This is a genomic window from Halomicrobium zhouii (assembly GCF_900114435.1).
Taxonomy (GTDB): domain Archaea; phylum Halobacteriota; class Halobacteria; order Halobacteriales; family Haloarculaceae; genus Halomicrobium; species Halomicrobium zhouii.
In genome coordinates, this window is sequence record NZ_FOZK01000002.1 from 1029603 (window position 1) to 1051356 (window position 21754).

Consider the following 21754-nt stretch of genomic DNA (forward strand, 5'->3'; position numbering starts at 1 on the left):
ACCGGCGACGTGCGTGAATTCGGGCCGCGAAAAGAAGTTTCTTGTTCCCGTCCGCTGAAAGGACGCGTATGGGCCTGTTCGACCGTCTCCGCGGCGACGAGGGACCCCGTGTTGCCTTCTTCGGCATCGACGGCGTCCCGTATAGCCTCGTCTCGGACCACCCCGACCAGTTCGAGAATCTCACTGCATTGGCCGAGGAAGGCAGCGCGGGGCCGATCGACAGCATCGTTCCCCCGGAATCCAGCGCCTGCTGGCCGTCGCTCACGACCGGCGTCAACCCCGGCGAAACCGGCGTCTACGGCTTCCAGGACCGGGAGGTCGGCTCCTACGACACCTACGTCCCGATGGGCCGGGACGTCCAGGCCACGCGCGTCTGGGACCGCGTCGCCGACGACGGGCGCGACGCCACCGTGCTGAACGTCCCCGTCACCTTCCCGCCCCAGCGCAACGTCCAGCGCATGGTGTCGGGCTTCCTCTCCCCGAGCGTCGGCGACGCCTCCTTCCCCGACGAACTCGGCGACTACCTCGACGGCATCGACTACCGCATCGACGTCAACGCCAAACTCGGCCACGACGAGGACAAGACCGACTTCATCGAGGACGCCCACGAGACCCTCGACAAGCGTTTCGAGGCGTTCAAACACTACGTCCAGGAGGACGACTGGGACCTCTTCTTCGGCGTCTTCATGACCACCGACCGGGTCAACCACTTCCTGTTCAAACACTACGAGGAGGACGGCAAGTACCAGGAGGAGTTCTTCGAGTTCTACCGCAAGGTCGACGACTACCTCGGCCAGCTGCGCGAGATGCTCCCCGAGGACGTCACCATGATGGTCGCCTCCGACCACGGCTTCACCAGCCTCGACCACGAGGTCCACTTCAACGAGTGGCTCCAGCAGGAGGGGTGGCTCTCCTACGAGGACGACGACCACGACAGCCTCGGCGACATCGCCGACGACACGCGCGCGTACTCGCTCATCCCTGGGCGCTTCTACATCAACCTCGAGGACCGCGAACCCCGCGGGTCGGTCCCCCAGGACGAGTACGAGGCCGTCCGCGACGAACTCCAGGCCGAACTCGAAGCCCTCGAAGGCCCGGACGGCGAGAAGGTCGCCGACCGCGTCGTCACGAAGGAGGAGGCCTTCCGCGGCGACCACGACGACATCGCCCCGGACCTCGTCGTCATCCCGAACCACGGCTACGACCTGAAAGCCGGGTTCAAGGGCAGCGACGAGGTGTTCGGCCTCGGTCCGCGCAACGGCATGCACAGCTTCGACAACGCCTCCCTGTTCGTCGACGACCCCGACGTCCGCGTGTCGGACGTCGACCTGTTCGACATCGCACCGACGATGCTGGACCTGATGGACGTCGACTACGAGCGGGGCGAGTTCGACGGTAGCAGTCTGGTCTGAGGGCGGTTCGCCCACCGGCTATTCTCAGTAGTCGCTCAGCACGTCAGTTCTACATTCCAGCAGCGCGTTCAGGTGGTCGGCGTCTTCCAGTATCGTCAGTTCCGCGTTCGGGAGCGCGTCTGCCAGCCGATGCGCACTGTCGAGGGGGACGTTCGCGTCGGCGTCGCCGTGCCAGATTCGAACCGGTGCGTCGACGTCGCCCGGCGAGACGTCCCACTCGCCGTGTAGCAACCGGCTCTCGGTGACGAGTCCCTCGCCGCGACCCGCGACCGCTGCGACGAAGTCGCGCCGTACCACTTCGGCGACCGGGCCAGGGACGTCGGCCCCGCCATTCGACGTGTACTGGGAGACGACGAGAGCGGGCGAGGTCCTGGCTGCGAGCCACGCCTGGGCGCGAACGGATCCCCGAAGGAGCCACGGTACCCTGTTCGCGAGGATCTCGAGAACGCGCACCGTCCGGGGGGTGCCCTCGACCAGCGACGGCGGGGGCGAGGCCGAGACGAGGTCCACGGCCTCGACTCGCTCGGGAGAGGTCGCCGCGAGTGCGAGCGCGTGTGGGCCACCGCCGGAGAAACCGACGACCTTCGCGGAGGCGACGCCGGCATCGTCGAGCACCGGGAGCACGAATCGTTCGGTATCCGCCAGCGTCCGGCCCGACCACCCGTCCGAGCGGCCGTAGCCCGGTCGATCGATGGCCAGGACGCGGACGTCGCTCTCGCGCGCGGCGGAGTGGAACAGTTCTCCGAGGACGCCGGATCCGGGGGTGCCGTGGAAGAAGACGACGGGCGCACCGCCTGGCGTTCCGTACTCGGCGTAAGCGATAGTCCGTCCCTCGTCGGTCCTGACGGTACTGCACTCGTCCTCGACTTCGACGACCCGACGCTGGTCGTCCGTTGCCGCCGTCTCGCTCATCGATCGGTAGTCGCGGGCCGAACCGCCTGGCAGTTCTCCCGGATGGATGCGGTTCTTTTTATAACATCGCCGGAAGAGACGATGGCATGGAGCGCGTCGCGTTCCGGGCGCGGTACCCCGACGACCTGCTACATCCGTTCCACCGTCGGCTCGCGGCGACGGACGACGTGTCACGCGCCGACCTCCTGGTCTGGGGACCGCTGTCGACCGTCTCCACGCTCACGTGGTTCGACGGACCGACCGAGGCCGTGGCAGCGGTGTTCGAGGCCGTCGACTCGGCGACCGGTACCGAACTCGTCCCCGGTGACGGCGGAACGTACGCGTTCGTCCACCAGACCGACTACGAGTTCCCGGACGTACTGCTGGATCTGGTGGCCGAATCGCCGGTGGTCTACGTGCCGCCGATAACGTTCTTCGACGACGGCCACGTCGCGTTCGAGGCCGTCGGCCAATCGGAGAACCTCGCTACGTTCCACGCCGAACTCGCCGGTCTCGCCGACGTGACCGTCGAACGGGTGGGGGAGTTCGACCGATGGGGATCGCCGGCGACGATCACAGAGCGCCAAACCGCGGCACTGGACGCAGCCGTCGCCGTCGGCTACTACGACGTTCCGCGGTCCGGTGGCGTCGGGGACGTGGCCGAGCGACTCGACTGTGCAACGAGCACTGCCGGTGAACTACTCAGAAAGGCGGAATCGAGCGTGATTCGCGAGTTCACAGAGAGTCGCTGACGGACCGACCCGAATCAGGAGACGTCAGCGACGGGCTTCCACCGGCCCCACATCTTACATCCGAGAGGCGTTCTTCGCGTCCTCTGCGTGGTCGAGCGCGAACTCCAGTTGTCGCCGGTGGACCTCCTCCAGCTCCTCGGCGTCGGCGTCCGCGAGCCGCGTCGTCACCGTGACGCCCGGAATCGACGTCTTCAGTTCGTTGTCCGCGCCGTCGAGGAACTCGCTGGGATCGAAGTCTGACTCCGACATAGCTGTCAAGAGGAGTCCGAGCCCGAAAACGGCTGGCCCGCGTGGCGTGAGGAGGTGCGGTTCTGCGGTACGTTACAAGCATACCGCGGCGCACCGCGCCGCGGTTTCACCGGATTCGAGCGAAGCGAGAATCCGGCCTTTTTTTCGCCGACGTTTTTTGTGGGGGGTTGAGCGCTCGCCGGAGGGGAGCGCGATTCCCCCCACGAAAAAAGGTCGTTGTGTTACATCAGGTCGTTCAGGTCGTCGTTCGTCATGCCTTCCATCGGGTCCCGGTCTTCGGCCATGCCCTCGCTTGCCTCACGGGCCCGATCCATGAACTCCTGGATTCGGGCCGAGCGTTCGACGCCACCGAGCAGGACGAGCGAGGCGATCTTCTCGCTGCCGATGGGGAAGTCCCCGCCCCGGACTTCGAGGCTGCCGGTCTCGTCTTCCATCCACTTGCGCGCGCGTTCGACGCCTTTGCGCGAGATGCGTTCGGGGTGGCCGGCGACGACGAGGAGGCCGGCGTCGGCCTCCGTCGCGTCCGGGAGGCTCATGCTGGTCATCAGCGCGTTGCGGGTGACGCTGGTGATGACGGAGATGTTCTCGCCGGCGTCCTCGCTGGCGGGGGCGGCGGCGTAGCCCACGGAGGCGATGCCGCCGTTCTTGAGCGTGTTGATGATCTCGGAGGAGTCGACGACGCTCTCGCCGACGCCCTCGACGGCCTCGCCGGCGGCGAACAGCAGGCCGACGCGCTGGGCGATGGCGTCGTTGATGCGGTCGAAGCCGGCTTCGAGGCTGTCGTCGGCGGCCTTCCAGGCGTCGTTGTCGATGAGGATCAGCGAGTCGGCCTCGCGGACGCACGTCTTCAGTGATCGGCCGGCGTTGGCCTGGTAGATGCCCCCCTCGTCGCGCCCGGGGAGGACGCCGAGCACGTAGACGGGGACGTCGTAGATGCGCTGGAGTTCGCGGGTGAGCATCGGTGCGCCACCGGAGCCGGTGCCGCCGCCGAGGCCGGCGACGACGACGACGGCCTCGGCCTGGGAGGTGATGCGCCCGTCGAGGTCGCCCATCACTTCGGTGGCGTTCTCCTGCATGATCTCGGCGCCGAGTTCGTTGTCGCCGCCGACGCCGTGGCCCTTGACCCGGTCCTGGCCGATGAGGGACGTGTCGATGTCGAGTTCACGGAGGTCCGCCTCGGCGGTGTTGACCGCGAGTGCGCCCTTCACTGCCTCGAATCCCATGTCGTAATCGAACTCCGCCAGGGCCTGGGTGACCTTCCCCCCGGCCTGTCCAACCCCTATCAGGACGACTTTCATACCACATGGCTCTACAGGGCGACTAATCAACGTTGCCCCGCTCCGGAGGTTCAAGTACCGGGACGGGACCAGACGGTCCATGTCCGACGACGAAGCGCTGCAGCGTCGATTGCGCGCGGTCGAGCGATCACTGACCGACGGCGACCACGACGTCGATTCCCTCCGAGCCGCAGGCGACCAGGCGAACCGGATCGACGAACTGGCGGCCCGACTCGACGAAGCGGAGGATAGAATCGCCGAACTCGAGGCCTCGACGCAGGCGCTTCGCGGCTACGTCGGCAACGTTCGCTCGGTCAACGAAGACGTCGAACAGCGCGCCGACGCTGCGCTGGCCGCCGTCGAGCGCCTCGAAGCGCGGTTCGACGACGCGGCGGAACCGGAGGCTGAATCTATCGAATTCCCCGATGTGCCCCGGTCGTCAGGTCCCCATCGAGACTCTCAACAGCTCCGTGCCAGTTCTCGGGACCGACGGCGAGCGGACGGCAGGACGGGGGCAAACGGCCCCGTCGGTAGCCACAGCGACGGTGGAAACGACGGCACCGACTCCGACGACGCCACCGATTCCGACGACGGCACCGACGGTGGCGACGGCCTGGTAGCGCGAATCCGGCGCACGCTCGGATGATACGGGTGGTACTGGCCGTCCTGCTCACGACCGCCCTGCTGGGCGCGAGCCTCCCGGCCATCGACGAGGCGCGGCTGGAACACACCGAAACGACGGTCGGGACGGAGCTACGCGGGCTCGAACGGGCGGCGACGGACCTGCTGGATACCGATGTTCCCACCGAGGACGGCGCCCGGCGCGTCGTCGAAATTCGGTTGCCTGCACGAAGCTGGAGCGACGCAGGCGTCGACGCTGTCACGATCGGCCAGTCCCGGACCAGTGGCGGTGGACGGCTCACCTGGACGGCAACGGGCGGCAGACAGCGAGTACGTCACCTTCCGGGGGTTCCGCTGCGGACGGGTGACGGTACGCCGCTGACGCTCGAAGGTACGGAGAGACACCGGCTCGTGCTCTCGCTGGACGGCAACCGGACCGCGCCCGTCGTCACGGTCCGGACCTTTACAAGCGATGACGGGACCAGCGGGGCACATGCGACGGTGGTTACCGACCGGCGACGAAGCGGCCGGCGAGTGCGCGTGTGAACCGACCGTGAGACGAGACCGGCTCGTCGTCGACGCCGGGAACTGCCCGGGACGGGGACGGCTGGTGTCTGAACCGAACTGCCGACGGACCGTCGTCGACGCGCTGCGGGACGTCGACGTCGACGCCGTCGTCACCCGTCACGACGGGCTCGAACGGGCGTACCTCGACGACGCGGCGGCCCTGCTTGTCGCCGCCGGTCGATTCGCCGATCGCGTCGCCTTCCACGACGACCGGCTGGCCGACCTGGCCACGTCGGACCCGCTGTCGGCGGCCCACGAGGCCACGGGACGGGCACCCCCGGTCGCCGACGTGGCGGCCGAATCCGGGCTGGCACTGGGCGCCCAGCGCGTCGACGGGTACGACGACGCCCTCAGGCCGTCCCTCGGCCTGAGTATCGGCCACGCACGCCTCCGGACCGCGCCGCCGCCGGACGCGAACTTCGAGGGCGTCAGGACCCTCTCGACGGACGCGAGAGTTCGACTGTACGAACGGCCCGGGAGCGACCTCGACGTCTATCACCTCGAACCAGTCGAACTGGACCTCGAGGAGACGGCCGTCGCGACGCTCGCCCGGGCACGGGAGTTCCTCGCGAGCGGGGCAGTCGGTGGCGAGCGGGCGCCACGACGAGCCGTCCGCCGCGTGGCGAACGAACGGGACCCGGTCGAACGACTCGGCGCGGTCCTCGAAAAGCACACGAGCGACCTCGGGGTCCTCGCAGACCTGTTCGCCGACGGGCGCGTCTCCGACGTCTTCGCGAACGCGCCCGTCACGGAGACGCCACTCACCGTCCGCGTCGACGGCGAACTCCGTCGGACGAACGTCCGGGTGACCCGGCGGGGCGCCGACGCGCTGGCCTCCCAGTTTCGCCTCCGGAGTGGTCGTGCGTTCTCGCGTGCGAACCCGACGCTCGACGCTACGGCGACGGTCGGGGACCGGCGCGTCCGCGTCGCCGCGACGACGGAGCCGGCCAGCGAGGGGCTCGCCTTCGCCTTTCGGGCGCACGACCGCGACGCGTGGACGCTCCAGCGACTCGTCGCCAACGAAACACTCCCACCGGCCGCTGCCGCGTTCCTCTCGCTGGCTGTCGAGCGGGCCGCCGCCACGCTCCTCGCCGGCACCCGCGGCGCCGGCAAGACGACGATGCTCGGCGCGCTCCTGTGGGAGCTCTCGCCGTCCGTTCGAACGCTCGTCGTCGAGGACACGCCGGAACTCCCGGTCGACGCGCTCCGGGAGGCGGGGCGCGACGTGCAGTCGTTGCGCGCAAACGGCGGCGACGGGCCGGGAATTACGCCAGCGGAGGCGTTGCGAACGGGACTTCGACTCGGCGAGGGTGCCCTCGTCGTCGGCGAGGTCCGGGGTGAAGAGGCTGCCGTGCTCTACGAGGCCATGCGCGTCGGCGCGAACGGGAGCGCCGTCCTCGGCACCATCCACGGCGACGGCGGCGAGCGCGTCAGAGAACGCGTCGTCTCCGACCTCGGCGTTCCGGAGTCGTCCTTCGCGACGACCGACCTCGTGGTAACGCTCGAACCGTACGACGACGGTGGCGACCGAGGCCGTCGCGTCGCCAGCATCGAGGCGGTCGTCGACGGCGACGCGGGCGTCCGGTTCGCGCCGCTGTTCGCACTGGAGGACGGCGAACTCCGACCGACTGGACGCATCGACAGGGGGAACAGTCGCCTCGTTCCGTTCCTGACCGAGTCCGGGGAGACGTACGCACAGTTCCTGGCGACGCTGGCCGAACGCGAGCGGTCACTTCGGGCGGAAGCGGGCGTCCCTGGCGAACCGACGTGGGCCGAACCGACGGACGCTGGGCCGTGTTGATCCGCGTCCTCGAATCGACCGCACGCCTCTGGCCAGGCCCGGTGAGCGTGGATGACGACCTCGACAGGGCGCTGGCGTTCGTCGGCGCCGACGTCGACGGTGACACGGTCCATCGCGCCGCGTACGCCGCAGCCGTCGCGCTCGCGGTGATCGGATTCGTCGTCACGACTGTCAGCCGGAGTACACCGATCGTCGCCGCGCCGTTCCTGGCGCTCGCGGCGGCCGTCGCAGTCGGTGGGCCGGTCCTACCGCTGGCGCTCGCGCGGGCGAAACGGACGCGTGCCCTGGGATCCGCTCCCTCGCTCGTCACTCGGGCGGCGCTGTCGATGGAACTGGCGCCGTCGCCCGAACGGGCGGCACAGTTCGCCGCGGCGACGAGCGAGGGGACGCTGGCCAGCAGTCTCGACGCCCACGTTCGGCGCTCGGCGGCCGGCCCCGAGACCGGATTCTCCGGGTTCGTCGCGGAGTGGAAGCCCTGGTTCCCGGAACTGGAGCGGGCGTGTACACTCGTCGAGAGCGCCGGGACCGTCCCCGCCGACCAGCGGTCCGCGACGCTCGAACTCGCCCGGGGCACAGTCCTGGACGCGACGCGGGATCGGATGGCCGACTTCGCGGGGTCGATCCGGGGCCCGGCGACGGCGGTCTACGCCTTCGGCGTCCTGCTGCCGCTGGCGCTCGTCTCCCTGCTTCCGGCGCTCCGAGCGGCCGGCCTCCCCGCACCACTCCGGATCGTCGCCCTCGTCTACGACCTCGTGCTTCCGCTCTGCCTGGTGGGGGCGAGTGCCTGGCTCCTCGCTCGCAGACCGGTGGCGTTTCCACCGACCACGGTCCAACGGTCTCATCCGGACGTCCCCGCCCGTCGCTGGCCGGGTCCGCTCGTCGGGTGCCTCGCAGCCATCCTCGCGTGGTGGACCGCGTCGCTGGTGTTTCCGCCGTGGGCGACACCGGTCGCCGTCACCGGTACAGGGGCCGGAGTCGCACTCGTCGTTCACTACCGGCCGATCGTCCAGGTACGCGAATCGGTCAGTGAAGTCGAAGACGGGCTGAGTGACGCACTGGTGTTGCTCGGTCGTCGCGTCGAACGCGGTGAGTCCGTCGAGTCGGCGGTGGCCGGCGTCGCCGACGACGTTCCGGGGTCGACGGGTGAACTTCTGGCAGCCGCGGCCCGTCGGCAGCGACTGCTCGGCGTCGGCGTGGAGGCGGCCTTTCTCGGGCCGAACGGCGCTCTCGAAGCGATTCCAAGTGACCGGGTGCGCAGTAGCGCGACCCTGCTCGCGCTGGCGGCAGCGGAGGGACCACCGGCTGGTGCGGCCGTCACCGCGATGGGCGAGCACCTCCAGGAACTCGCCGCCGTAGAGGCCGAGGCACGCCGCTCGGTCGAACAGGTGACGCGGACGCTCGCGAACACCGCCGCCGTCTTCGGTCCGCTCGTCGGGGGCGCGACGGTCGCACTCGCCGGGGCGATGGGGTCGGCCGGCCCGCTCGCCAGCGGAGGGACGGCCGATGGCCTCGGCCTGGTCGTCGGGGCGTACGTGCTCGTCCTCGCCGCGATTCTGACGGCGCTGTCGACCGGTCTCTCACGAGGTTTCGACCGCGCGCTCGTGGGCTACCGGGTGGGACTCGCGCTGCTGGCTGCCACGGCGACATACCTGGCCGCGTTCGTCGGCACCGGTCTCACCGTCTGAAGGTTTAAAACTGATGACGGGGCCAGGACGCCCATGTTCGACGTCCCGGTAGATTCGACGTACGTCTGGTTCGGCGTCGGTGCGGTCAGTCTCGCGGTGTTCGGCGTCGCGGTCGGACTGCCGAGCGCCGCGCCGCCGGACGCGAGGGCTGCGGCCAACGCTGTCGACGCCGTCGCCGTGGGCCCCTCTGGTGCCGTCGGGACGCACACGCTCCCGGCGGCCGACCGGTTCCGACTCGGACCGACGCAGATCGGACTCGAAAACGACGGCGGTCGCGCGCACGCGACGTTCGCCTATTCGGTGACGCCGGCCGTCGCAGACGATCGGCTGGAACGCGTGCTCGACGGGGACAGACCGCGTTCGACGTTCGACTCACCAGCGGCGTTCGCCGACGCGGCGTCAGCGGCCAGCGAAGGGAAGACCGACTGGCGACCGGCACCGGACCGATTGACCGTCCGACGCGTCACCTGGGGAAAGGGGAATGTCACGCTCGTCGGATAGGGGCCAGACGGAGCCCCTCGCGGCCCTCGTGGCGGTCGTCGCCGTCTGTCTTGGGCTGAGCCTCTACGTCGGCGTGCTCGACGCGGAGCTGGCCCCCTCGTCGGAGCGAAACGTCGCGGCGTCGGCCATCGAACGCGTCGAGGACGCGTTGGCCCCGTCCGCCGTTGCGCTTCCCGACCGGACCGACGATGCTCGGGCAAACGGGCCCGGCGGCTACCGGACGAACCTGACGCTGACCACGGAGGACCAGCGATGGCGTGCGGGCCCCCCAGCGCCCGCGAACGCGGACAGTGCGCGCAAACGACTCGGGGTCCGGGTCGGTCCATCGCGGGTCCGAACGGGGACGCTCCGAGTGAGGGTGTGGACATGAGAGCGATCAGTACGGTCGTCGACGCGACAGTCTTCCTCTTGCTCGTCGGCGGCGCTATCGCCACGTTAGTCGCCGGTACCGGAACGATGCAGGCGGAGAGCCACGAGCGTCTGGGGTCGGGGAACCCGGCCGCCGAAGACGCCAGGCTCCTGGCGACGACGACGGCGACGGTCGACTACTCGCTGGCGCCGGCGACGACAGCCGAAGCCGACGGGGTGACGTTCCACCGGACGGATGGGAGTGGCTTCCAACGGACTGCCCACGGCACGCTCGCGTCGTTGCTCGCGGACGCGGCCGTCGGAAACGTCGCCAGTGACGGCGAGCAACTCTCTCACGCCAGCGACGAGTTCGAGCGCCGACTCTCGTCGACGGTCCGGGACCGCCTCGGTCGGCGGGGCGTCCGGACCAGCGTCGAAGTGACCTGGGAACCGTACGACGACGCACACCTCGTCGGGACGACGCGCGTCGGTGACGAACCGCCACGAGACGTCGACGTACACGCCGCCACGCTGACGGTCGACAGTGGATTCCCGGCGAGTCGAGAACGGGCCGAGCGGGCGGCCGAGGAGGACGGATTCCGGGGCGTCGCGACGGTCGTCGCCGACGCCGTCGTCCGCGGGCTGTTCCCGCCGCGAGAGACCCAACTGGCGCTCCGGGGCTCGTATCCGGGCGACGCGCTGGCAGCCCAGCGGTATCGCCGGGCTGCGGCGCTATTCGGCGCCGAACCGCCGACGATCGAGGAGACGAACGTCTCCGTCTCGAACGACCGCCTTCGTGCGGCGCTGCAAGACCGACTCGTCGCGGATCTGGAGTCGCGATTCGGATCGCCCGGCGCGGCCGCGCGTGCGGTCGAGACCGATACCGTCGACGTCACCGTCAGGACGTGGTCGCCGTGAGCCGATCCGACCGCGGCCGGATCCCGTTCGCGCTCGTGGGCGTGCTGTTGCTGGTCACCAGTGCGACCATCGCCGCGACGAGCCAGCCACGCGCTCCGCCGGCCGAGCCGGCGGTCTCGAAGGCCCTCGACGGTGCAACCGCCGATACACAGACCGCACTCCGCGACGCAGTGAGGGAGGCGAGCGAGGACGCGGCCAGAGAACCGGTCGTCGAACGAGCGAACACCACCGCAGGTCGGGCGCTGAACGAGTCCGCGCCGTTCCGCGACGCGCTCCGGATCCGTGTCTATCTCGCCGCGCGCGAGCAGTTGCGGGACGTCGACCGGCGGCGCGGTGACGTTCGCGTCCGCGCGTCGGTATCGCCCGTGACGAACGTATCTGATCTCGAGACGGCGAAACACCGCGTCCACCTCGAACGCGCGGACGAGAACGGAACGACCCTGCGCGTGCGCGTCGAGAACGTCACCCTGACTGCGACCCGGAACGGGCGCGTGCTAACGGAGAAGCGCCTCTCGCCGACGTTCGTCGTCGGGACGCCCGTCCTGGGCATGCACGACCGGGTGAGTGCGTACCAGCGACAACTCGACGCCGGCGTGACGAAGCCAGGGCTCGACCAGCGCCTGACCGCACAGCTGTACGCGCTCACCTGGGCCCGGGGCTACGCCCAGTACGGCGGTGCGCCGATAGACAACGTCGTGACCAATCGCTACGTCGCGCTGGCGACGAACGCGGGCTTGCTCGACGTCCAGCGCGAGACGATCGGCACGAGCGACGGCGTGGGACGCCGGACGCTGGCGGTGGAGACGGGCAAGCTCGCGGGGAGCGAACTGCTCGGTGCGAGTGGGGCGGAGGCACCGCCGGTACAGGGGGTTCTCGATTCCCCCACGAAGCCGCCGCCGAACGACATTCAGGGGCTCGAACCGCCGGATGGAACCCGGCGGGACGACGAGATGCCCGTCGGCGTGAACGAGACGGCCGACGACGCGTTCCTCGACGTCGTCGCCCACGGAGACGTGAACGATTCACTCGCAACGGTCTACAGCGCGGACGTACGTCTCGTCAGCGACGTCGACCACGTCGGTGGCGACCGACCGGCAGCGCCGGAGTCTCCTGGGGCAAACTGGACGCTGGTCGACGAAGACCTGGCCGTCACCACCGACGTCGAGGCAGCTGACGTCCCGCCGCCAGCGTCGCCGGCGGGCTGGCACCGGCTCGAAAGCTACGGACGGGAGGTCGAGGTCGATCGGACGCGCGTTCGGACGTGGCGCCGCGGGAACGAGACGCGAACGACGGCGACTGAAGCCACCGAGACGCGGCGCGTCGCGGTCGCCGTGGTCGGCCGGCACGTGACGAGCGAGCGGGCGCCCGCCAACGGCGTCCCGACCGTACACGAGCGCGGCGAAGGACCGCTCGAGGGACCGAACATGGCCGACGTCCGGGACGAGGCCGTCGACAACCTGGTGAGGAGTCGGGGCGGCACGGACGCCGTCGTGGCCCGGGCCGCGACTGGGCCGCTCGACACGGATCCGGTTCGCGTCGAGGGGGACCGCCCGACCGCTCTCTACCGGTGGGTCTACCGGGACCTGATGGACCTCCGCGAGCGGGTTCGGGGCGTGGAGGTTCGCGTCGAACGCGGCACAGTTGGGTCCTTCGAGGTGAACCCGCCCGCGATGCTCGCCGACCGGATCCGCGACCAGCGGGTGGATCTCGTCGACGCGCCGGCCACCTACGACGGCGTCGCGACGAAGGCGCGAATCGCCGCCCGGGTGACCTACCTCGACCGCGTGCTGGAACGCCTCGACGAGCGGGCGGCCGAACGACGGAATCGCGGGAGTCGGCTCGGCGAGTCGCTGGAAGAGCGCGGTGGCGGGTCACTTTCGGAGCTCCAGAACGGGATGGACGTCCCGCGGGCGTCGTCGCCCGACCGGCGGCCCGAGTTCGACGGCCCGGCCGGCCCAGTTCGGATGCGGGTCGACAGTGCACCGTCGTACCTGACACGGGCAAAGATCGACCGCGAACGAGTCCCTGCGCTCGACGGGCCGGCCCACCCGCTGGTGACCCGAAACTTCAACGTCGTCACCGCGCCGTACGGCGACGTCGCGGACACGGTCGTCGGCGAGATGATCGGGTCAGGCGGGACCGTCCGCCTCGCGACGGCGGCCCGGACGCTCAGGGCGGCCAACGCGACCCTCGAACGGCGAGACGTGAGCGCGGTCCGGGAGCGACGCGACGCGCTTCGAACGGAGGTGTCGGACGGCAATCGGTACGTCCGACAGGGGATGCGCCTGACGCTGGCCGAACAGGGCGTCGGTGACGGCGATGCCGAACGACGCGAAATCGTCGCCGATGGGCTCGCCCGCTGGGATACGACGGCCGGCCGCGCCCTGGCGCTGTCGAACGGATCCGCCAGTCCCGCTGTCGCCGCCGCGGCCGCCGACCGGGAGTCACTGGACGAGACCAGGGAGGACCGTCTCCGGCTGGAACTGGAACGGCGGACCGAGACCGCTCTCCGGACGGACGCGGCGAAACCGGAGAGCGAGGCCGTCAACCGGAGCCGGACGGCGACCCGCGACGTCGCGACCGAACTCACGCGACGGATAGCGAAGAACGCCACCGAACGCGGCGTCCAGCGCGTCACGAACGAGTCCTTCGACAGGGTTCCGTCGGGGCTCCCGCTCGCACCGCCGATCACGGCCTGGTACGCGACGACCAACGTCTGGCACGTGACGGTCAGGGGGGAGTACGCCCGCTTTGGAATCCGGGCCGACCGCGGTAGACCCAGTGAGCCCGGGAGCGACATCACCTACGCTCGTGATGGAGGCACAGTCCGGCTGGACGTCGACGACGACGGTGATCCGGAGCGACTCGGTCGGGCCACGCGCGTCGACTTCGACGTCTCGACGACGATCGTGGTGGTCGTCCCGCCCGGGAAGAGCGGCGTCGGCGACCGGGACGGGAACGCCGACGAGCGATCCGACGGCTGGCCCGAGCCGGGGCCGGACTGAGATCCGGGAGGGCTGTCGGACGGTTTGCGGCGGAACAAACTGATTTGTACCCCCGACAGCTAGCGGCGAGCATGATACGAGGGGAGTTCCCGGACGCAGGCGAGCGGACGCCCGAAGAGCTACGGCGCGGGTACGAGGCCCTGCTCGCCGAGACGATAGAGAAGGTCGGCATCGAGACGGTCGCCGAGGAGACTGCGCTGGACAGCGAAACCGTCGAGTCGCTCGAGGCGGGGGACTCCCCCGAGGTCACACTCGAGGGGGCGGCGGCCGTGCTCGCGCTCGCCGAGGACCGGCCGCCGGCCGACGCCGTCGCGGCGGAGGCCCGTGACATCCTCCTCATGGGGATGACGACGGCGGTGCTCGACGTTGAGACGCTCGCCTCCGGGGTCGACGGCGCCCTCGAACCCAAGGAGATCCAGCAGAAGGTCGAGGGTCGGTTTCCGATGACGCTGGCGGAGTACGCCCTGCTTCACCAGTACATCGAGCAGCGGAAGGGCTGATCATGCGCGTCGCGATACTGGGCTGTGGCTACGTCGGGCTCGAACTGTGCCGCCAGCTCGCGGACCGAGGCCACGACGTCGTCGGCGTGCGACGTTCGGCGACGGGCGTCGAGGCCGTCGAGGACGCCGGTGGCGTGGGCGTCCAGGCCGACGTCACCGAACCTGACTCGCTGGAATCGGTGCCCGACGCCGACGCGCTCGTCTTCGCCGCGAGTTCGGGTGGCCGCGGGGCCGAGGCGGCCCGCGAAATCTACGTCGAGGGGCTGCGGACCACTATCGACCACTTCGGCGCGCGTGACGGCGCCCCGGACCGACTGGTGTACACGTCGAGTACGGGCGTCTACGGCGACCACGACGGCGACTGGGTCGACGAGGAGACGCCGCTCGATCCGACCACCGAGAAGACCCGCGTCCTCGCGGAGGCCGAACGGGTGGCACGAGAGGGGGCTGCGGAGTGGGGCATCGACGGAACTGTCGCCCGCTATGCCGGGCTCTACGGGCCCGACAGGTATCGCCTCGACCGGTATCTGGACGGGCCGGTTACGGAGGGGTACCTCAACATGGTCCACCGCGACGACGCCGCCGGGGCGGTCCGGTACCTGCTGACCGAGGACCTGGCGCGCGACGACGTCGTCCTCGTGGTGGACGACGAACCCGTCGAGAAGTGGGCCTTCGCCGACTGGCTGGCCGACGAGTGCGGCGTGGACCGTCCCCCGAAACGGACGAAGGCAGCGCGACTCGCGGACGGTGACCTCTCGGACGCGGCGCGCCGTCGCATCGAGACGAGCAAGCGGTGTTCGAACGAGCGACTCCGTGATCTGGGGTACGAGTACCGCTTCCCGACGTTTCGCGAGGGATACCGGGCGGCGATCGATGCCTACGTCGCTGGCGGATAACCGGATTCGACCGGGCGAACAGCTACGACGCGAACCAGTGTCGGTTCCGGCGCAGTCCCGTATCCATTCTGACCCGACGGACCTGAAACCGCACGAGGGGAAGTCGGTCGAGGGGAGATCGTTCCGTTCGACTGAGTGGGGAACCTTCATGGTCGTCGGGGTCAACTCTCTCGCGTATGTCGCCTAGGGCTGTGGGGTCCCTCCAGGACGTGATCGACGCACTCGCGCCGGTCATCCCCGAGTCACCGCTGGAAGTCGCGGCCATCTTCGTCGCGCTGGTACTCGTACTGGCGGGACTCCGCTGGCTCGTCGATTACCTGCGTTCGACGCCTGCCGAGCTCCTCCGCGAGACACTCGCCGGGCACGACCGGGTCTCCGTGCTGATGCATCCGAACCCGGATCCGGACGCGATGTCGTCGGCGCTGGCCGTCGGCGAACTCGCCGAGACCGTCGACACGGAGGCGACGCTCAACTATCCCGGCCAGATCCGTCATCAGGAGAACCGCGCGTTCGAGACCGTCCTCGACGTCGACTTCGAACAGATCGACAGCGCCGGCGAACTCGACGGCGACGCCGTCGTTCTGGTCGACCACAACGAGGCTCGCGGATTCCCCGGCGCCGAGGGTGTCGATCCGGTCGCCGTCATCGACCACCACCCTGGTGACGGCGAAGGCGCCGAGTTCACGGACGTCAGGGCCGACCACGGCGCCTGTGCCACCATCTTCGCCGAGTACTTCGAGACGCTCGGCTGGGAACCGGAGAAGCCCGGTGCCGACGAGAACGGCGACGACTCGGGCGAGGACGACGGGGACGGACTCCCCACCCAGCTGGCGACCGGGCTCCTCTACGGCATCCAGTCAGACACCAAACAGCTCACCAAGGGCTGTTCGCCCGCGGAGTTCCACGCCGCAGAGTACCTGTACGCGGGAATCGACGAGGACCGCCTCGACCGCATCGCCAACCCGCAGGTCGACGCCGAAGTGCTCGACGTGAAGGCCCGCGCCATCACCAGCCGGACGGTCCGCAACGCCTTCGCGGTCAGCGACGTCGGCGAGGTGTCGAACGTCGACGCCATCCCGCAGGCCGCCGACGAACTGATGAAACTCGAGGGCGTCACCGCCGTGGTCGTCCTCGGCGAGAAGGACGGGACGCTCCACCTCTCCGGGCGCTCCCGGGACGACCGCGTTCACATGGGGAAGGTCCTCGACAGCGTCGTCGACGACATCCCGATGGGGACCGCCGGCGGCCACGCCCGCATGGGCGGCGGTCAGCTCTCCATCGAGCACATGGAAGGCATCGGCCCGAGCGAGGGTGTCCTCCGGCAGGACTTCACCGAGCGACTCTTCGACGCCATGTCGGGCGACATCTAGACGCTCGTTCGGTCCGGCGTCGCTCCGAGTACCAGCAGTTTTCAGGTCGAGCGTCCAAGCCTCCGGTATGGCCACGCAGACGGCGACCTGGGCGTACCGCGACGACCACGACGGGTTCGCCCGCACCTTCTTCCGCCGGTACGCCGATTGCGTCGTCTCCAGCATCGGCGTCGGCACGTACCTCGGCGACCCGACCGACGAACAGGACGAGCGTTACCACGACGCCATCGTCGAGGCGCTGGAATCCGGTATCAACGTCGTCGACACGGCGATAAACTACCGGAACCAGCGCTCCGAACGCGTCGTCGGCGACGCCGTCCGGGACGCCGATATCGACCGGGAGGTGGCGCTCGTCGCGACGAAGGGCGGGTTCGTTCCCTTCGACGGCGATCGGCCGGCTGATCCCGGTCGGTACGTCCTGGAGGAGTACGTCGAGCCGGGTATCGTCGACCGCGAGGACCTGGCGCGCGGGCAACACGCAATCGCGCCGGGGTTCGTCGACGACCAGCTGGACCGGTCGCTGTCGAACCTCGAACTGGAGACGATCGACCTCTACTACGTCCACAACCCCGAGACGCAACTCGCCGAGCGGTCGGCCGAGGCGGTGTACGACCAGCTCGAAGCGACCTTCGAGCGACTGGAGGAACGCGTCTCCGAGGGTGATATCCGCCACTACGGCGTCGCGACGTGGGAGGCATTCCGGGTCCCCGAGGACCACGACAGCTACCTCTCCCTGCCGGAGGTCGTCCGGCGCGCTCGCTCGGCGGCCGATGCGGCCGGCGCCGACGCGACCCACTTCCGGGCGATTCAGCTCCCCTTCAACGTGCAGATGGCCGACGCGTTCACCGTCGAAGCCCACCAGGGACCGGACGGCCCGCAGTCGGCCCTCGAGTTCGCCCACGAGGCGGGCATCGACGTGTTCACCAGCGCGTCGATGCTGCAGGGACGACTCGCCGACGGACTTCCCCAGGACGTCGCGGCGAAGCTCTCGGGCGAGACGAGCGCCCAGCGGGCGATCAACTTCGCCCGGAGCGCACCGGGGGTCACCTCGTCGCTCGTCGGGATGGGGTCGCCAGAACACGTCGCCGAGAACGTCGCGGCGGGGACCTACGAGCCCCTGGGCGCCGGTGCGTTCGACTCGGTGTTCGAGTGAGGACGTGAAGAGCGGGAGGGGAAAATCCGGGGCGGACCGTTCGGCAGCACAGTCGGTTCGATGGGACGGAAGGAGGGCGTCGACGGGCCAGTCAGCCGACTTCCTTCCACTCCGTGCCGCACTCGGGACAGACGCGGACCTTGCCAACCTGGTCCGGGTCGTTCTCCGTTGCGAGCGCCTCCTCGCAGTCGGCGCAGGCCAGGCGCTCGTAGGTGTCCTTCTCGATATCCCCTGCCCGGAGCCCCTTGCGCACAGATTTCATAGCCAAGCTTGCGAGACCATCGCATAAAAAGGTCGCGGCGATCTGGTCGGTCAGGAAGCACGTCGTCGGACTGCCGTCTGCCGGGCCGCGAGCCCGTCCGCGCACCGTGGTCGGAACGGGAGGTTTTTGCCCGCGCTCGCGCAACCCGCGGCCGATGGAGTACGTCCAGGAGCGGATCGCGACGCTCCACGACTTCGACGGGACCGTGCCGGCCGCCCCCACCGACCGGGCCGCCGTCGTCGTCCCCCTCACGGAGCGGGACCACGCCAGCCTCGCCGCCGAACGCGTCTTCTCGCGGCTCGAACGGGTCGACCCCGCGCGCGTGTACGTCGCCCTGCGGGCCGCGCCGGGCCAGCTCCGCGACGTCGTCCGGTGGGTCGACAGCTTCGACCTCGAGGGGGAGGTGCTGTGGTGCAACGCGCCGGCGGTCGAGTCCCGCCTCGACGAGCGCGGACTGGGCGGGGACGCGGGGAAGGGGCGAGACCCAGGAAAGGGACGGGACGTCTGGCTGGCGCTGGGCGTCGCCGCGCGCCACGACTACGTCGTCGTCCACGACGCGGACGCGACGACGTACTCCGTGGCCCACGTGCCGAAACTCCTCTTCCCGCTGGCCAACGGCTTCCAGTTCTCCAAGGGGTACTACGCCCGCGTGGAGAACGGGCGACTCTACGGCCGCCTCTTCCGGCTGTTCGTCCGGCCGCTGCTCCGGGCGCTCGACGCGGAGACCGACCACCTGCTCGTCGACTACCTGCTGGCGTTTCGCTACGCGCTGGCCGGCGAGTTCGCCGCGACGAGCGAGGTGGTCCGCTCGCTCCGCGTCCAGCCCGGCTGGGGCCTGGAGATCGGGACGCTCGGTGACGCCTTCGACGCGGCGGGCTTCGAGGGTTCTGCGCAGGTCGACCTCGGGACCCACGAGCACGACCACCGCGCCGTCGGCGGGCCGGAGGGGCTGGGCGACATGTGCGCCGAGGTCGGCGCGGCGCTGTTCCGCGCCCTCGCCGAGCGCGGCGTCGACCTGGACTACGACGCGCTGTCGGCCGCATACCGCGACGTCGCCCGGGCGACTATCGACCAGTACGCCGCCGACGCGGCGTTCAACGGCCTGGCGTACGATCCGTCTGGCGAGCGCGACCAGGTCGACCAGTACGCCGCCGCGGTCCGGGCGCCGGGCGAGGACCGACGCCTGCCCGCCTGGAACGACTGCGAACTCGACCCGGAGACCGTTCGCGAGTTGTCGAATGGAGCCATCGACGAGGCGACGGCCGACTAGCCGGTGGCGGTCGACTGGCACTATTCACTGTTGCACTATTCACTGTTGGTAACAGGTTCGCGAGCCGAACGGCCCGGAGGAACGCTGTGGGAGGAATTCACGGGAGAAATTGCAGCACGCGAACGGTTTTCACGGGACGCCGACTCACGCAACCTTCATAATCTCCCCGCGACCATATGCTGGTAATGAAACAAGACCACTACACGTGTGCGAACTGCGGCCAGCAGCTGAGCTACCAGACCACCAAGCACAACGGCTGCGCCAACTGCGGCTTCCTGCCCCTCCACGGCGCCGACTGACGCGCCCGACACCCGCAGTTTCGAACAGTGCGTCACTCCTCCGGTGCTCACACCGGATCCCGTTTTTCGCGATGCTGGGTCGCTTCGAACACCCCGTCGTCCCGCGAGCCAGACAGAATCCTCAAGTCCCTCGCCACGAGCCCACTATCCATGGAGGTCACGGCGGACGAACTCGCGGGGGTCGTCGACGTCTTCGGCACGTTGACGCGGTCCGAGCTATCTGAGGCGCTGTCGGAACTGGCGTTCAAGCGCGCCGACGAACTGGAGCGTCCGGACGACGCCATCGACGACGCCGTCGCCTCGTACCACCTCGTCGGGTACGACCACCCCGAGAGCGGTGACGGCGGCGACGCCGAGCGACTGCTCGTCCCGGGTCCGACGGCGTTCCCGGAGATTCCCGAGGGCGGTGCGGACCTGCCCCACATCATGGACGTCCCCGAGCGCGACGTCGACCGCGAGGCCCTGACCGCCGCCGTCGCCGACCGCTTCCGGGAGGAGAGCGTCGTCGCGATTCGTAGCGACAATCCCGAGTTTATCGACCGCCTGCTCGACGTGAGCTACGAACTGGAGGTGTGGGGTGACGTGGACGTCTCCGGTGCTCGTGATCAGCTGGTCGAGGCGCAAGAGGAGTAGCCTGCAGGTGAATTTCCGGGGCACTAACGGTAGCTACCGTTCTGACCCCCTGGCGGAATGAAAGGGCGAGGGCCGCTCGTCGGCTCCCGGGCGACGGAAGCACGCGAACGGAGTGAGCGCGCACAGCGAGCCCCGGAGTCACGAGCGACCCGAGGGCTTTCTTCGTCTTGCTGTTATTGCTGGCAACCAATCCGTAGACAGAAGATCCTCCCCCAGAGAGTCCCCGAGCGAATTAAGGCCGTGCCCACCCACGCACTTCGCATGGACTTCGACCGGGTCGCCGACTTCGACGCGGAGGCGGTCACCGGCGAGGACCGCGAGGCCGCGGTCGTGGTCCCGGTGATCGAACGCGAACCCGGCGAGTACTACGTGCTGTTCACGAAGCGGGCCGACCACCTGTCGGACCACCCCGGCCAGATGAGCTTCCCCGGCGGCGGCCACGAACCGGAGGACGACGACCTGCTCCGGACCGCGCTCCGGGAGGCGAACGAGGAGGTCGGCCTCGACCCCCAGGCCGCCCACGTCGTCGGCCGGCTGGACGACATCCGCACTGTCTCCAACTACTCCGTCCGCCCGTTCGTGGTCCGCATTCCTGACCGGGAGTACGTGCCGACTGACGTGGACGAAGTCGCCGAAGTGGTCGTCCTTCCCGTCCGGGAACTGATCGACCACGGGAACTACGAGTCCGAGCGCCGGGACCACCCCTACTACGGCGACATCCGCCTGCACTTCTTCTACGTCGACGGCTACACCGTCTGGGGCGCGACGGCCCGGATGCTCGTGCAGTTTCTGGAGCTCGCGACGGACTGGGAGATGCCCCCGGAGCCCGATCGTGTGGCAGGTCCTGACGACGACCTGCCCGAGAGCGTCCGTGATCAGGTCCGCTAGGAGATTTTGTTACTGGGGAGTGGAGCAGTGAGTCCGCGGTGAGGGGCGACGACTGAGAGACGACCACCGACGGAGAGACGACCGACGAAAGAGAGACGACTAACAAGAAAGGGAAGCCCTCGGCCCGCTCGTACTGCCGCGACTCGTTGCGGTCCTCGCCTGGCGGCTGCGGTCCTTACTTCGTCGGGGCGGCGACGAGCGGAAGGCCGGCTGCGCCGGCCTTCTCTAACTTCGCGGCTCCGCCGCGAAGCGCGCCTCGCCCTTCCAGTCCGCCAGGAACTACATCGCTCGTGCGGCCTCCGCGTTCGCTCCGGCACGCGCTAACGAATACCTCCACCACTCCTCCCCGGTCGCTCGCCGTCCGGCGAGCGACACGCTTCCTACCGCCTCGCAACCGCCACCGTTTCCCTGGCGTTCACGGTACTCCGACAGGACTTTGGGCGGCGGAGCGGTACG

At 69.4% G+C, this 21754-nt stretch carries 21 protein-coding genes; 17 read left to right on the forward strand and 4 right to left on the reverse strand.

Going from position 1 to position 21754, the window contains the following annotated elements:
* The first annotated feature begins 68 nt into the window (after positions 1-68).
* A complete protein-coding gene (locus BM337_RS12285) occupies positions 69-1412 on the forward strand; it encodes an alkaline phosphatase family protein (protein WP_089816886.1) in 1344 nt (447 codons plus the stop codon).
* 24 nt (positions 1413-1436) lie between these two features.
* Here BM337_RS12285 and BM337_RS12290 read toward each other — a convergent pair whose 3' ends face one another.
* A complete protein-coding gene (locus BM337_RS12290) occupies positions 1437-2324 on the reverse strand; it encodes an alpha/beta fold hydrolase (RefSeq protein ID WP_089816887.1) in 888 nt (295 codons plus the stop codon).
* Between the two features lie 86 nt (positions 2325-2410).
* Here BM337_RS12290 and BM337_RS12295 point away from each other — a divergent pair, with 86 nt between their 5' ends.
* Positions 2411-3055: a helix-turn-helix domain-containing protein gene (locus BM337_RS12295; protein ID WP_089816888.1), complete on the forward strand. Its 645-nt coding sequence runs from the start codon at positions 2411-2413 to the stop codon at positions 3053-3055.
* 54 nt (positions 3056-3109) lie between these two features.
* Here BM337_RS12295 and BM337_RS12300 read toward each other — a convergent pair whose 3' ends face one another.
* The gene (locus tag BM337_RS12300) at positions 3110-3304 is read right to left on the reverse strand and encodes a hypothetical protein (RefSeq protein ID WP_089816889.1); all 195 of its coding nucleotides are present in this window, start codon (positions 3302-3304) and stop codon (positions 3110-3112) included.
* 221 nt (positions 3305-3525) lie between these two features.
* Positions 3526-4602 carry a tubulin/FtsZ family protein gene (locus tag BM337_RS12305; protein WP_089816890.1) on the reverse strand — a complete coding sequence of 359 codons (1077 nt, stop codon included), beginning with the start codon at positions 4600-4602 and terminating at the stop codon, positions 3526-3528.
* Between the two features lie 79 nt (positions 4603-4681).
* On the opposite strand from BM337_RS12305, the gene BM337_RS12310 reads away from it, so the two are divergent.
* From BM337_RS12310 to BM337_RS12365, 12 genes are all read left to right on the forward strand, one after another.
* Positions 4682-5227, forward strand: a complete 546-nt coding sequence (locus BM337_RS12310) for a DUF7310 family coiled-coil domain-containing protein (RefSeq protein ID WP_089816891.1) — start codon at positions 4682-4684, stop codon at positions 5225-5227.
* Positions 5224-5748, forward strand: coding sequence for a DUF7311 family protein (locus BM337_RS12315; RefSeq protein ID WP_177227458.1), 525 nt, complete (start codon positions 5224-5226; stop codon positions 5746-5748). Before BM337_RS12310 ends, BM337_RS12315 begins: the two co-directional genes overlap by 4 nt.
* Positions 5696-7570: an ATPase, T2SS/T4P/T4SS family gene (locus BM337_RS12320; protein WP_089816892.1), complete on the forward strand. Its 1875-nt coding sequence runs from the start codon at positions 5696-5698 to the stop codon at positions 7568-7570. Before BM337_RS12315 ends, BM337_RS12320 begins: the two co-directional genes overlap by 53 nt.
* Positions 7564-9255, forward strand: a complete 1692-nt coding sequence (locus BM337_RS12325) for a hypothetical protein (RefSeq protein ID WP_089817194.1) — start codon at positions 7564-7566, stop codon at positions 9253-9255. Before BM337_RS12320 ends, BM337_RS12325 begins: the two co-directional genes overlap by 7 nt.
* A gap of 33 nt (positions 9256-9288) precedes the next feature.
* On the forward strand, positions 9289-9756 hold the full coding sequence (locus BM337_RS12330; RefSeq protein WP_089816893.1) for a DUF7283 family protein: 468 nt from the start codon (positions 9289-9291) through the stop codon (positions 9754-9756).
* Entirely contained in the window at positions 9737-10126 is a 390-nt protein-coding gene (locus tag BM337_RS12335; RefSeq protein ID WP_089816894.1) for a DUF7285 family protein, read from the forward strand. Before BM337_RS12330 ends, BM337_RS12335 begins: the two co-directional genes overlap by 20 nt.
* The gene (locus tag BM337_RS12340; RefSeq protein ID WP_089816895.1) at positions 10123-11022 is read left to right on the forward strand and encodes a DUF7284 family protein; all 900 of its coding nucleotides are present in this window, start codon (positions 10123-10125) and stop codon (positions 11020-11022) included. The genes BM337_RS12335 and BM337_RS12340 overlap by 4 nt, the downstream gene beginning before the upstream one ends.
* Entirely contained in the window at positions 11019-14027 is a 3009-nt protein-coding gene (locus BM337_RS12345; protein WP_143117721.1) for a DUF7286 family protein, read from the forward strand. The genes BM337_RS12340 and BM337_RS12345 overlap by 4 nt, the downstream gene beginning before the upstream one ends.
* 71 nt (positions 14028-14098) lie before the next feature.
* Positions 14099-14527, forward strand: a complete 429-nt coding sequence (locus BM337_RS12350) for a DUF5791 family protein (RefSeq protein ID WP_089816897.1) — start codon at positions 14099-14101, stop codon at positions 14525-14527.
* A gap of 2 nt (positions 14528-14529) precedes the next feature.
* Positions 14530-15423 (forward strand): NAD-dependent epimerase/dehydratase family protein, encoded by an 894-nt coding sequence (locus BM337_RS12355; RefSeq protein WP_089816898.1) that lies wholly within the window; start codon positions 14530-14532, stop codon positions 15421-15423.
* A 176-nt stretch (positions 15424-15599) separates the two neighbouring features.
* Positions 15600-16793 carry a DHH family phosphoesterase gene (locus BM337_RS12360; protein WP_089816899.1) on the forward strand — a complete coding sequence of 398 codons (1194 nt, stop codon included), beginning with the start codon at positions 15600-15602 and terminating at the stop codon, positions 16791-16793.
* A gap of 67 nt (positions 16794-16860) precedes the next feature.
* Positions 16861-17946: an aldo/keto reductase gene (locus BM337_RS12365; protein ID WP_089816900.1), complete on the forward strand. Its 1086-nt coding sequence runs from the start codon at positions 16861-16863 to the stop codon at positions 17944-17946.
* 91 nt (positions 17947-18037) lie between these two features.
* Here the strand turns inward: BM337_RS12365 and BM337_RS21185 are convergent, their stop codons facing one another.
* Positions 18038-18208, reverse strand: coding sequence for an HVO_0758 family zinc finger protein (locus tag BM337_RS21185; protein WP_177227460.1), 171 nt, complete (start codon positions 18206-18208; stop codon positions 18038-18040).
* 154 nt (positions 18209-18362) lie between these two features.
* On the opposite strand from BM337_RS21185, the gene BM337_RS12370 reads away from it, so the two are divergent.
* From BM337_RS12370 to BM337_RS12380, 3 genes are all read left to right on the forward strand, one after another.
* On the forward strand, positions 18363-19478 hold the full coding sequence (locus BM337_RS12370) for a glycosyltransferase family protein (protein WP_089816901.1): 1116 nt from the start codon (positions 18363-18365) through the stop codon (positions 19476-19478).
* Between the two features lie 449 nt (positions 19479-19927).
* The gene (locus BM337_RS12375; protein WP_089816902.1) at positions 19928-20410 is read left to right on the forward strand and encodes a DUF7109 family protein; all 483 of its coding nucleotides are present in this window, start codon (positions 19928-19930) and stop codon (positions 20408-20410) included.
* A gap of 261 nt (positions 20411-20671) precedes the next feature.
* Entirely contained in the window at positions 20672-21298 is a 627-nt protein-coding gene (locus tag BM337_RS12380; protein ID WP_089816903.1) for an NUDIX hydrolase, read from the forward strand.
* The last annotated feature ends 456 nt before the right edge of the window (positions 21299-21754 follow it).